This is a genomic window from Alteromonas sp. a30, from assembly GCF_026788005.1.
Classification (GTDB): Bacteria; Pseudomonadota; Gammaproteobacteria; order Enterobacterales; family Alteromonadaceae; genus Paraneptunicella.
The window spans coordinates 136,826-150,226 of record NZ_JABEPE010000004.1 but is presented as its reverse complement, the minus strand read 5'-3'; the positions used below and the strand labels follow the sequence as shown (position 1 = coordinate 150,226).

At 43.8% G+C, this 13,401-nt stretch carries 10 protein-coding genes; 9 read left to right on the top strand and 1 reads right to left on the bottom strand.

Annotation, left to right across the window (positions count from 1 at the left end):
* Positions 1–88: 88 nt before the first annotated feature.
* Positions 89–2,710, bottom strand: coding sequence for a phosphoenolpyruvate carboxylase (gene ppc, locus HJG39_RS05955; protein ID WP_268407814.1), 2,622 nt, complete (start codon positions 2,708–2,710; stop codon positions 89–91).
* Positions 2,711–3,118: 408 nt separating this feature from the next.
* Between ppc and HJG39_RS05950 the strand changes: the two genes are divergently transcribed.
* The 9 genes from HJG39_RS05950 to HJG39_RS05910 all read left to right on the top strand — a co-directional run bounded on the left by HJG39_RS05950 (position 3,119) and on the right by HJG39_RS05910 (position 13,269).
* A complete protein-coding gene (locus HJG39_RS05950; protein WP_268407813.1) occupies positions 3,119–4,237 on the top strand; it encodes an efflux RND transporter periplasmic adaptor subunit in 1,119 nt (372 codons plus the stop codon).
* Entirely contained in the window at positions 4,234–4,944 is a 711-nt protein-coding gene (locus HJG39_RS05945; protein ID WP_268407811.1) for an ABC transporter ATP-binding protein, read from the top strand. Before HJG39_RS05950 ends, HJG39_RS05945 begins: the two co-directional genes overlap by 4 nt.
* A gap of 3 nt (positions 4,945–4,947) precedes the next feature.
* On the top strand, positions 4,948–6,165 hold the full coding sequence (locus tag HJG39_RS05940) for an ABC transporter permease (RefSeq protein WP_268407809.1): 1,218 nt from the start codon (positions 4,948–4,950) through the stop codon (positions 6,163–6,165).
* A 3-nt stretch (positions 6,166–6,168) separates the two neighbouring features.
* Positions 6,169–7,365: an ABC transporter permease gene (locus HJG39_RS05935; RefSeq protein WP_268407807.1), complete on the top strand. Its 1,197-nt coding sequence runs from the start codon at positions 6,169–6,171 to the stop codon at positions 7,363–7,365.
* A gap of 65 nt (positions 7,366–7,430) precedes the next feature.
* Entirely contained in the window at positions 7,431–8,378 is a 948-nt protein-coding gene (locus HJG39_RS05930) for an alpha/beta hydrolase (RefSeq protein WP_268407805.1), read from the top strand.
* Positions 8,379–8,617: 239 nt separating this feature from the next.
* Positions 8,618–8,842 carry a hypothetical protein gene (locus tag HJG39_RS05925; RefSeq protein WP_268407803.1) on the top strand — a complete coding sequence of 75 codons (225 nt, stop codon included), beginning with the start codon at positions 8,618–8,620 and terminating at the stop codon, positions 8,840–8,842.
* A gap of 162 nt (positions 8,843–9,004) precedes the next feature.
* A complete protein-coding gene (locus HJG39_RS05920) occupies positions 9,005–10,408 on the top strand; it encodes a serine hydrolase domain-containing protein (RefSeq protein ID WP_268407801.1) in 1,404 nt (467 codons plus the stop codon).
* A 163-nt stretch (positions 10,409–10,571) separates the two neighbouring features.
* Positions 10,572–12,509: a biosynthetic arginine decarboxylase gene (gene speA, locus HJG39_RS05915; RefSeq protein WP_268407799.1), complete on the top strand. Its 1,938-nt coding sequence runs from the start codon at positions 10,572–10,574 to the stop codon at positions 12,507–12,509.
* A gap of 508 nt (positions 12,510–13,017) precedes the next feature.
* Positions 13,018–13,269 carry a DUF6482 family protein gene (locus tag HJG39_RS05910; RefSeq protein ID WP_268407796.1) on the top strand — a complete coding sequence of 84 codons (252 nt, stop codon included), beginning with the start codon at positions 13,018–13,020 and terminating at the stop codon, positions 13,267–13,269.
* Positions 13,270–13,401 lie beyond the last annotated feature (132 nt).

The window sequence follows — 13,401 nt, the reverse complement described above, 5'->3', positions numbered from 1 at the left end:
CACGGTTAAGCAATCTTGGCGTATTTTGCTCTCAGCCACGAAAAGTCGGCTGAGAGCAGGTAGGCACGGTTATCCAACACCAGTTTACTTATCCTGTATTTCGCATCCCTACGGCAATGCCAGTAATGGTGATCATCATGGCCTTTTCCAGCTCCGGTATTTCTTCCGATTCAGCAAGCTGACGGATACGATGCAACAACTCAATTTGTAAGAAATGTAAGGGTTGTAAATACTTCGCGCGTATCCGCATGGATTCATAGCCCGGCTTGTCGCTCTGCATCACATGATCTTGATTGGTGAGTTTTAACAACAACTCAATACTGTCTTGTAACTCTTGGCGCAACTGCGCACCAAAGTGTTTTAACTCGTCAGACACTAAACGTTTATCGTACTCTTCACCAATGCGAATGTCGGCCTTACAAAAGACCATATCAAGCATGGATAAACGCGACTGGAAGAATGGCCAGTGCGCAAACATATCTTTAATGGTATTTTCACCGCCATTATCTAGCGCTGTCTGCATGGCTTTCATTACCCCTAACCACGAAGGTAATACCATACGTGTTTGCGCCCAAGCGAAAATCCAAGGAATGGCGCGTAGGCTCTCGATGCCGCCGTTTGGTTTGCGTTTTGCTGGGCGACTACCTAATGGCAATTTGCCAAGCTCTAATTCTGGTGTGGCTTCTCGGAAGTAACGCACAAACGTGTCGTTATCTCGTACCACCGCTCGATAATTGTCGCGTCCATTCGCCGCAATTTGACTCATGATCTCGCGCCACGCTTGTTTAGGTTTCGGTGGAGGCAACAACATGGCTTCTAAAATGGCGCTGGCATATAAGTTTAAACTCCGCTCTGCAAGGCGCGGAATTCCAAACTTATAACGAATGGTTTCGCCCTGCTCCGTTACCCTAAATCCACCTTTTAATGACCCCGGCGGTTGCGACAAAATGGCAGCGTGAGCTGGTAAGCCTCCGCGACCAATAGTGCCTCCACGGCCATGGAATAACGTTAATTCTATGCCGAATTTATCAGCCAGTTCGACCAAGGCTTCTTGCGACTGATATTGTGCCCAACCTGCCGCCACTGCACCCGCATCTTTGGCAGAGTCCGAATAACCAATCATGACGAATTGATGCGCATCAATGTGCTCCTTATACCAGTCGATGTTCATTAGCGCATCCATCACTTGTGGTGCGTTATTCAAGTCATCTAAGGTTTCGAATAATGGAGCCACCGGCATCGACCATGAAATCCCCGTTTCCTTAAGCAAGAGTTTTACGGCGAGCACATCTGAAGGCAAACTCGCCATGGAGATGATGTAAATACCGAAGCCCGATTGGCTGTTTTGGGCAATAACTTTGCAGGTGTCTAACACTTCTTTTACGTCGGGGGATGGCGACCAAGTGGTTGGAACAAGCGGGCGGTTTGACTGCAACTCTTCAAGCAGAAACGCTTGTTTTTCGGTTTCGCTCCATTGGTGATAATCTCCCATGCCTAAATATTGAGTGATTTCACTAAAGACGTCGGCGTGTCGCTCGGAATCTTGGCGAACATCCAAGCGCAATAAATGAATACCGAAGCAATAAGCGCGGCGAATGGTATCGAGCAGTTCGCTATTAGCAACACGTAACATGCCCATGTTGATCAGAGATTGATAGCATAGAAGTAAGGGGTCAATCAGTTCTTCTTGTTTGTTAATCCACTTGCTTCTGTCTACCGCTTCGCCAGAAAGATAGGCCTCAATGCCATCGTGCGTATTGCGTAAACGGCGCAATAGCGGTGTTAGCAAGGCACGGTAAGGTTCTTTGGATTGACCAACCTTTTCGCGCAAAGCATCGTCACAATCCCGCATAGAAAGTTCCACTTGAAGCTTTTCGATATCGGCAGCGAACAAGCGTGCAGCGCGTTTTCGAGCGAGCAACAGCACTTTTTCTGTGACTTGCGCGGTAACAAACGGGTTGCCATCGCGATCACCCCCCATCCATGAACTAAAATGCACAGGCGTCGCTGATAAAGGTAAGTTCTTACCAAACTGCTTTTGTAATTTGCAATCAAGCATACGAACAAACTGAGGAACGGCTTCCCACAAGGAATTCTCGATAACGGCAAAGCCCCACTGAGCCTCGTCCGTTGGGGTCGGGCGCTCGGAGCGAATATCGTCGGTGTGCCACGCTTGGGTGATCAAATCTGCAATACGAGCACGTATGTTTTCGGCGCTTTCGTCGTCCAAACAATCGTTATTGAGCTGTGTTAAGCAATCGGAAAGCTCGCTGTATTTATGAATAAAGGTGCGTCGAGAGACTTCCGTCGGGTGCGCGGTGAGTACAAGATCAATATCCAGATCTTGTAAGGCGCTTTCAAAGGAACTCGCTTCCACATCACTTTGTTTTAGCTTATCGAATAAGCTTTTGAATACGTCGTCTGCGGCGTGATGGCTGTTATGTTCTTGCTCTGCAATATTGGCAAGATTAAGGAATTGTGTAAATGCGCGGGCAACGGTAAGTAGTTCGTCATTGCTTAATTCATTAAACATTGATTTGAGGTATTGGGTTGCCTCATTGTCGCCTTTGAATGATTCCCGACCTTTAAGGCGGACGTCTTCAATGCGCTGTAACCAAGCCTCACCAAGCTGAGTTTGAATAGCTTCCCCCAAAGTTTTGCCCAGACTCTTTACGGTGTCTTTGAGTTTTCTATCTAACTTCACTGCCATGTTAGCTCCAATTATCTTGCTAAATTACCAAAAATTAAGATTTTTGCTTTCTTTTGTTGCTTCAATCTACCTCTTTTTGTAACTAAATTACAGAATTCAACGAACTAAGACAGGAGAAACTATTCTAAGCAGGCCGAGTGATGTCTTAAAAATTGATATATCTCAATGTGATAGCGAACATTTTGCATACTATGGGCTATGCTTTAATACTTAAGTAAAAAATACACAATTGTAAAGATAGGCGGATTTTTGATTACTTTAAATAACAATAAGAAACAGTGAAACACCACTTATTAGTGTAAAAGGAATCTTATCCACAAAGGCTAAGTGGGCAGTTTAGAACGCCCAAATTCCTGACAGTACGAAGTCGGTATTCAGTGAAAGCTTGCCTAAAATGAGGAGTGCAGTGTGAAAAAGTGGTTGTTGTTAGCGGTTGCGGTGCTTTTGATTGGGACGATACTGTGGAGCAAACGTGAAAAGCCGGTATCGGTGAGCGTGGCAAAAGTGATGCTTGGCGATGTGGCAGAAACCGTAAGTAACACACGATCTGGGTCAGTGAAGGCGTGTCGACGTAGTAATCTTTCATTGTCGTTAGGAGGGCAGATCACCCAAATCAACGTGAAAGAAGGCGATATTGTTGAAGTCGGGGAATTATTGCTAGAACTAGCGAATAACGACATTCAAGCCAATATTGAACAAGGGCAAGCGCTGATAAATGCGGCTAAATTAGAGCAACAGCGGGCCTGTATTGTTGCTGATGCTGATCACCGAGAACACGCACGCTTGAAAAAATTACAACCTAAAGGTTTGGCAACAGAAGAACAAGTGGATTTAGCGTTGTCCAAAGCACAAGCTTCAACGGCATCTTGTAAACGTTCCGAAGCACAAGTCGCACAACAAACAGCAAGTTTAAAAGCCATAAAAGCTAATTTCGATAAAACCCGCTTATTTGCGCCATTCGACGGCATAGTGGCCGAAGTGAATGGTGAAGTGGGCGAATATGCGACGCCATCGCCTCCGGGCATTGCTACTTTACCTCTCATTGATTTAATTAACGCTCATTGCTTTTTTATTAGTGCGCCGCTGGATGAAGTGGACGCAGGGCGATTGGTAATCGGTCAAACGGTGAAAATCAATATCGATGCCTATCGAGATCAATCCTTTCGAGGCAAGCTAAAACGCATCGCACCTTATGTTTATGCGCTGGAAAAACAAGCGAGAACCGTTGAGGTGGAAGTTGACATTGATAATGTCAACGCGTTGTCTTTGCTGGTGGGTTACAGCGCTGATGTGGAAGTCATTATTCAAGAGCGTAAACAGGTAAAACGCATTCCGACAGAAGCGCTTTTCAACAATAATCAAGTGTTTGTATTGGCACAAAATGTACTACAGAAAAAACAGATTGAAACAGGGCTTTCAAATTGGCGTTTTACTGAAGTGGTATCGGGGTTAAATGAAGGGGATGTTGTCGTTACCTCTACCACGTTAACTGGCCTTGCTGACGGAGTGAAGGCGGTAGCACAGTGATTCAGCTCGACAAAATAAACAAATACTACAAAACCGGCGCGGAGACTCTGCGCGTGCTGAACGACATTACGCTGAATATTGAACAAGGTGATTACATCAGCATTATGGGGCCATCGGGTTCAGGTAAGTCCACATTGCTCAATATGCTTGGGTTGTTAGATGTGTTCGACACCGGTTCGTATCGTTTAGAAGGCGTGCAAACTGAAGTGTTAGATGAGGAACAGCGAGCCCGTATTCGTGGTGAAAACATTGGATTCATTTTCCAATCGTTTCAACTTATCGACAGATTGACTGCTGCGGAAAATGTGGAATTACCGTTGATTTTGGACGAACAGTCCCCGAAAGAGCGCAAACAAAAAGTAGCGCATGTGCTAGCGCAAGTTGGATTAAGCGATCGGGCAACGCATCGTCCGGGACAAATGTCCGGCGGGCAATTACAGCGGGTGGCGATAGCCAGAGCCATTGTCATGCAACCTCAGCTTATTTTGGCAGATGAACCAACGGGGAATTTGGATCAAAAATCCGGTAAGGAAATCGTCGCGTTATTAGAAGAGTTGAACCGAAAAGGGTTAACCGTGGTTGTTGTGACGCATGATCTGGCGCTGGGCAAACGCGCCAAGCGACGTTGCGTGATGGTTGACGGTGAACTTTCCGAAACGCCAATGGGCGATGATACGGCCTACGAATCCATCGTTATGGGTTTTTAAATCATGATGTTGCCTGATGTGCTGAGGTTTAGTACGCAAGTATTGTTACGAAATACGTGGCGTTCGGTGGCCTTAATGGTTTGCGTCGCCATTGGTGTTTCTGCGGTGATTTTGTTAACAGGCTTAGGTGAAGGTGCGCGTCAATATGTGCGAAATGAGTTCAATGCCTTAGGCACAAACTTGTTGGTGATATTTCCCGGAAAACGTGAAACCGCTGGCGCAGGACCGCCTATTTACGGCACAACACCGCGTGATTTGACTATTGAAGATGCGCAACATTTGCAACGAATTTCCGGTGTTGATTACGTTGCTCCTATTATTGCGGGTAACGCGGCGGTGAGCCACGGGGCACTTTCCAGAGAAGTGGTAACAATAGGCTCCACAGACACCTTTATTCAAACCCGCGACATGGTGTTATCCATGGGGAAAAACCTGCCAGAAACCAGTGCTGAACGAGCTGAACCCGTTTGTGTATTGGGCATGACCCTGTATCGCGAGTTGTTTGGCAATGAAAATCCTATCGGCAGAATCATTACGGTTGAAGATTATCGCTACAGGGTGATTGGCGTGCTAGCGCAGCGCGGTGAGTCGTTAGGGCTGGATTTACGAGATGTCCTTTTGGTACCAGTGCGTTCGGCAGAAATGTTGTTTGATACACCCGCTTTGTTTCGCATTTTAGTACAGCTTAATCCAACACATGCAAAAACCGATGAGCAGCAGAATCAGGTAGTTGAAAGGATTTATGCCAGCATTAAAGAACGTCATCATGGCGAAGAAGACATTACCATTGTGACCCAAAAATCCATGCTGGATTCGTTTAACAGTATTCTCACAACACTTACCATGGTAATTGGCTTTTTGGCCGGGATTAGCTTGTTGGTTGCCGGTATTCTAATTATGAATTTGAGCTTGATTTCGGTGCAGCGGCGACGCGCAGAAATTGGTTTATTGAAAGCGCTTGGTGCGAGTATTCGTACCGTTCAAATCATGATTCTTTCGGAAACCCTGCTGCTTATTTTTATCGCAAGTATTATTGGCCTTGGTTTGGCCCATGCGTTGTTATTGACCTTGAAACTGTTTTTCCCGTACTTACCGCTTGAAGCCCCATTTTGGATTAATGCTCTGGCATTGTTAGTAGCGTTATCCGTGGGTACTTTATTCAGTATTTTGCCTGCCAGAAAGGCGGGTTCGGTTCCGCCAGCCGAAGTCTTGCGAGGGTGAACCATGCGATTTAATGATGCGGTTAAATGGGTGAAAACAGCAGTGATGGCAAAGTCGGGTCGTAATTTACTGACTATCTTAGGTTTTGCCATTGGCGTGAGTTCGGTGACGGTACTGGGGGCAATGGGCGACAGTTTACGTCAGTTCGTGATGCAGGAATTTACACAGTTCGGCACGAATGTTGTGTCCATTACACCCGGGAAAACGGAAACATTTGGCCTAAATGGTGTGTTGAATTCCAATCGAGGGTTAACATTAGCGGATGCTGTATCTTTTAACCAAACGCGTGATGTAGTTGGGATTGTGCCGATTGTTGCGGGCACTGCGGAGTTCCGTTATCAAGGCAAAACACGCGCTACCGAAGTTTATGGTGTATCGGATGCAGCAGACGATGTGTGGCAACTCTCGATTCGCCAAGGCGAGTTTCTGCCTAATGATAAGGTGATGAACTCAAGAGCCGATGTGGTGCTTGGCAGCAAACTCAAGGCAGCCTTATTTGGTGATGGCCGAGCTGTGGGAGAGCTTATCCGTATTGGTGGGAGTCGCTTTCGTGTAGTCGGTGTGCTTGCGGAAAAAGGCCGCTTTATGAATTTAGACTTAGACGAAGCCGCGTACATCCCTGCCGGACAAGCATTACGCTTATTCAACCGTGACTTCCTGATGGAAATAAACCTGCAATATCGCGACAGCATTAGCAGTAGCCGGTTTGCTGAAGTGGTTAAACGCCATTTAATTCGACGCCACGGTTCGGAAGATTTCACCATTATTACCCAGGACCAAATGCTAGAAAGCCTTGATGCCATCCTGAACGTTGTGCGTATTGCCGGCATGGGCATTGGCGCTATCAGTTTGTTGGTGGGCTCTATCGGCATTTACACCATGCTGACCATTACCCAAAGCGAGCGCCGTAGCGAAATTGGCTTACTGAGGGCGCTGGGTATGTCGCAAAGCTTAATTATTAAACTGTTTTTAGGCGAAGCATTATTGCTTGCGCTATTAGGAGGCGTAGTTGGCCTAGTCTTCTTATTGATGATCCAAATTGTTGCTTGGTTGTTAATGCCGCAAATGCCCATGCTTTTTAATACAACCAGTGTGTTTATGGCGCTGAGTATTTCTTCTGTTATTGGCTTGTTGGCAGGTATTCGGCCTGCCTATTTAGCTTCGAAACTCCCGCCGTTTCTGGCGCTTAGGGCGGAGTAATAGAACGTTTTTGATTTATCTACAATTTGCCTATTCATAGGCGTTATGCTCTTAGAGGTGTGAATATGAAAGTATGTTTTTTTGTTGTATTGCTCTCAATATTTATGACGAGCAGTCTATTTGCTGAGCAAATGGAGACCATCGTAAAACTTAAAACCAATACAGGGACATTAGAAGGCTCCCTAATTGTTCCTGATGAAAAGGGAGCGGTGCCAGTCGCGTTAATTATCGCGGGATCTGGTCCGACAGACAGGAACGGCAACAATGTGGCAATGAACAATAATTCCTTAAAAATGTTGGCAGAAGCTTTGTCCAAAAATGGCATTGCAACAGTGAGGTACGACAAAAGAGGCGTCGGGAAAAGTCAAAAAGCCGGTTTAAAAGAAGATAAATTGCGATTCGATCATTACATTTCAGATGCGAAAGCTTGGGCTGAATTACTCAAGAATGATAAGCGGTTTAATCGCGTCGTTATTATTGGACACAGCGAAGGCTCATTAATTGGCATGATCGCAGCGCAAAAGAGTGGTGTTGATCAATTTATCTCAATTGCAGGCTCCGGGATTTCGGCTGATAAAACCCTGCTCGAACAGCTTAAATCCCAGCCTCCTGAGGTTTTGAATATTGCATCGCCGATTATTGATAAACTCAAACAAGGTGAAACCGTTAGTGACGTTAATCCGATGTTGTATTCCTTATTCAGACCCAGTGTTCAACCTTATTTAATCTCTTGGTTTAAACATGACCCTGCCGAAGAGTTAGCCAAGCTGAAAATTCCCACATTAATCATTCAAGGGACGACAGATATTCAGGTAAGAGAAGAAGACGCCAAGATACTTGCTGAAGCGAATCCGCAAACAGATCTTAAGATTATCAAAGGAATGAATCATATCTTCAAAGAAGCGAGTTTAGATAGGATGAAAAATATCGAAACTTACAATCAGCCAAACTTGCCAATAAAGCAGGAGCTTGTTGTCGCCATCTCTGATTTTGTTAATAAAAATAAACGTTAGGCTGCTCCGTGAGCGGCCCCTAGACCCGACTTCTGGCTAAAAAAATGCAAGCGTTTTTTGATCCAGAACAAATTTACAATTTATTTTTCGCTTACAACGAGCGGTTTAATAATTTACCTTTATGCCCGTGTTCAGTCATTTCTTCGGTTGATTACGTGACCAAGAAGGAATGGCTGAACTTCATGGTTGTTTTTCGCTGTTTCTTTCAACAAAAACAAACGCTTACTAAAGGTAATTGTATGATCATTGCAAAAATGCATAGTCCAGAGAATATTAACAAGGTAGCTAATAAGCTAGAAAGTATGGACTACGAAATCGCTATTAAAGACGACAACAACTTCTTTTTGTATGGCAAAAACGTGTCCTATGAAAAGTTGACGTCAGATGTGAAAAGCGCGAAAGCGGAAACTGAATTTGGCGCTCACTTGAACTGTCGTTATGGCTGTAATTTAATGGTCTATTAATACGGCTATTCGAATTTGCTATCTCGGGCTACCCACAGGCCCGAGGGCAAATGTTTGTTTTTAATGTATCGCTGCCTTGTTACATATGCAGGTTGGCGTTGCTAACACCAACTTATCTTAATTTGGCATTGCTATGATGGGTTATGTATTTGTGCTGCAAATGTGAACCGCAGTGGCGATGTGGGCAAAAGGCTATCAGCAACAAATAAAAATACTCCCTTAAATAATCCTGAAACCGAGCAACAAACACACCTACCTTATACCAGCGCAAGTCAGCCAGATGATAACGTTAGCGATTCGTCGCAAAAGCCCGATGTTTTTCTGGTGTGGGTTTGTAATGCTGAGCAGAATTACGCCACAATAACCATAAATAAAATAAGAAACACATCGATTATGATTTTGGCGATAAAACACAGGCTTACATATTTTTTACTGGCAGCTGGCTTTTTCTTTGCTGCGGCTAACGTCGCTCAAGCAGGGATAGATTTTCCTAATAAGTTTGAGTGGCACTCTGTTTCACCTGAACAAGCAGGATTTAGTCCTGAAAAACTGGATGTAGCGGTGCGACTTGCCATTCGAAATACGGTGCTTGAACCGAATGATTTACATCAAGTCCTGCTGGATAGCTACGCGCCTAAAGAACACAATTATCGAGTGCTTGGACCAACAAAACCGAGAAAAACGCCCGCAGGTATGGTGCTAAAATCAGGTAAAGTGGTCGCGAGTTGGGGGGATACCCAGCGTGTCGATATGACCTTTAGCGTAGTGAAAAGCTATCTATCCACCTTAGTGGGTATCGCGTTACGTGACGGGTTGATTAAAAGCGTACATGATCCAGTGGTAAATTATGTGCAGGATGGTAAGTTTGATAGTGATAAAAACCGAGTGATTACTTGGCACCACTTGATGCAACAAACATCCGATTGGCAAGGCACTTTGTGGGATACCCCAGATTGGGCAGACAGGCCGGTCGGTGATTCTTTAGAAGAATGGAAAAGTCGCACGCTATACCCCGCAGGTACACATTTCAAATACAACGATGTCCGTGTGAATTTATTGGCGTATGCATTGTTGCAAGTCTTTCGTGAGCCATTGCCCGTGGTATTGAAACGAGAGGTAATGGATAAAATTGGCGCGTCTTCAACTTGGCGTTGGCATGGTTATGAGAATTCATGGGTCACATTAGATGGAATGAAAATCCAATCCGTTTCAGGCGGCGGTCATTTTGGTGGTGGGCTGTTTATCAATACCGAAGATCACGCGCGTTTTGGTTTATTATTTTTGAATCAAGGAAAAGTGGGCGAAACACAAGTATTACCAGAAGGTTGGACGAAGCGTGTGCGAGTGCCAACCGATGTGCGCCCTGACTACGGTTACATGTGGTGGTTGAATACGCAAAATAGCATTAGTAAAGCACCTGAGTCGGCTTATTTTGCAGCGGGTTTTGGCGGTAATTATATTTACGTTGATGAAGAGAACGAGCTAGTTATCGTGTTGCGTTGGATTCCAAATATGGCCGAGGTAATCAATGCATTTTTAGAAGCACAAGTTGCGTTGGTCAATTAGCGTTTTTCTCGTCAAAAAGGGTTATGCAAAAGCGTTTTGCGGCTCTATAATGTCGCGCTTTTTTTGGGATTGACCTAGTGAATAAATATTCATAAGTTGTGGTTAATTATTTTATTAGTTTGAATGATGTTCTCGTTGGGAACCAATTTGGAGAGTAAGCTTCATGGCAGAATGGTCTATTACTGAAGCGGAACAGCTCTATCGTGTGAAACGATGGGGTGGTGGGTATTTTGAAATTGGAGAAAATGGCAATTTGCATATGACTCCAGACCCGAATAATCCCGATATTCGTATCGACTTTAAATCAGTATTAGATGAAATTCGTGACGAGAATATTCAGTTCCCGCTGGTGGTACGGTTTCACGATATTCTGCGCTCTCAGGTGGTCAACATCAATAAGATCTTCCGTAACAAAATGGAAGAAGCCGGTTATAACGCAACTTACATGGGCGTTTACCCCATTAAAGTAAACCAAATGCGTGAAGTGGTTGAAGAAGTGGTTGAAGCCGGTGAACCCTACAATTTTGGCTTGGAAGCCGGTTCGAAAGCTGAATTGCTGACGGTTCTTGCCTTGAATACCAATTACGACTCTTTAACCATTTTAAACGGCTACAAAGACGAAGAGTTTATGATGCTAGCGCTGATGGGGCGTAAATTGGGTCGGAAAATCATTGTTGTTATCGAGAAATTCTCGGAGCTAGTGACCTTAACACGTTTATCGAAAGAGCTTGGTGTTGAGCCGCTCATTGGTATTCGCGCTAAAATGTTCGTGAAAGGCAAAGGACGTTGGGAAGGGTCCGGTGGTGATAAAGCTAAGTTTGGTCTATCCACGGCTGAAATTATTAATGCGGTTAATTTCTTGCGTGAACATGAGATGTCGCATTGTTTGAAGTTATTGCACTTCCACATAGGTAGCCAATTAACAGATATTCGCTCGATAAAAGATGCAGTAACTGAAGCGGCTCGTATTTATGCTGAGCTACATCACATGGGAGCGGCTCTTGAATATGTTGATGTAGGAGGCGGTTTAGGTATTGATTACGATGGTAGTCATTCAACAAGTGAGTCATCTCGCAATTACAGCATGGAAGAATACGTGGGCGATGTGGTCTATGGCATGATGGAATTGTGCGATATGGAAGGCGTGCCGCATCCAATTTTGGTGAGTGAGAGTGGACGGGCATTAACGGCTCACCATAGCTGCGTTATCACCGAAGTCGTGAGCGAAATTAAACCGAGTGAGCAGAAATTTAATACCGAACCCGGTGCAAACGATCACCTGATTGTGAACAACATTCGTGACCTTGCACAGAACTTAGATCGGTATCCCAACTCGCAAGAAGTCTATAACGATGCGAGTGACTGGAAAGAGCAGGCAATCAATGCATTTAAACTGAAAGTGTTGTCTCTTGAAGAATTAGCGAAAGTTGAAACTTTGTATTGGCAGATTTTGGCGCGCTTACGTAAGCGTGAACAAAGTGAACCTTATTCGCCGGAGATTATTGATGATCTTGATGAGTTACTGGCGTCGCAATATTTGAGTAATTTTTCAATTTTCCAATCGGCAGCCGATATTTGGGCGATTGATCAAATTTTGCCTGTAGTGCCGTTAACGCGGCTAAATGAAAAACCAACAGTAAATTGCTCGTTGGTGGATATCACCTGTGATAGCGATGGTAAAATTGACCACTTCATTGGTGATAATGAAATTAACAAAACCATCCCATTACATGAATTAAAAGAAAACGAACAGTATTTCATTGGATTGTTTTTAACGGGCGCTTATCAGGATGTTATGGGCGATATGCACAACTTATTTGGTCGTTTAAACGAAGTGCATATATATAGTTATGACGACGATCCAGAAGATTTCTATATTGAAGAAGTAGTGCAAGGTTCTTCAGTCAGTAATGTGTTGGCTATTATGCAGTACAATCCTAAAGCGATGGCGCAGGATGTGAAGCGTAATGTCGACAAGTGTATTTCAGCGGGCATGATTAAACCGCGCGAGGGTGTGAAGTGGATAGATTTCTACGAAGAATGCTTAGAGGGTTACACGTATTTGAAAACGGATAGCAAACAAGGCTTTCCGAAGCGGTAAACCTTATGTTTAATTGGTTCAAGGACGAATCAATTAAAAATGATCAAAAATTTTCCTTTATGCTCTTTTCTTTCCATGAAATTTATATTCAAAATGCCAATTTTAGTGCAATAATCTAATTATGATTGCAAAAGACTCTTCGTAATCGCGATAAATATGAGTGATATGCACATCATTTTGATAAATAAGCACATTGCCTCGAAATTTATAATATACTGTAAATGTTATAAAAAATTCTCAAATAGAGCCTTTTGTCAATCTCAATGAGTTAAAAACTTGCCAATTTTTCACGCATGCGATATGGTTAACCCATAAATTTATGTTTTATTTTACAAAGTGGGTTTAAATATTACCTTTTGGATTTTTCGTTTTCCTTGTAATAAATTGATTGCGATCAATCTGTATAAAGTAAATGGTGATAATTTTATCTTTGCGGGTGCAATTTAATTTTCACTTGTAGGGTCCCTTTCGGGTAGTTAATGTATCATTAGGCTTATGAGGTCATTGTATGAAAATATTCATTGATGCGATTCTTGGAGGAATGTACTTAGTTTCTACAGAGGAGCAAGGTACTGTGTCACCTCTACAGGATAGCAAGAACAAACCTCTGTATTTTCAGTGCTTAGAGCAAATAAAGCAGTATTTTGAAGATGAGCTATTCGAACTGGAAGAAGTGTGGTTAAGGAAAGATAGCTTGATCGATCATTTCTTAGGTTGCAAACCTGATGACGACATTAGGTTGAACTGGGCAGAGCACTAACAGAGCATGCTGACAAAGACAGCTCCTATAGATTATACGAAGGTATTTCACCGAACATAGGTTGTAAGTCAACTAGAATAGAAACCAGTAGTTAGTTTCAAATGAACATAAAAAAACCCGGCAATGCCGGGT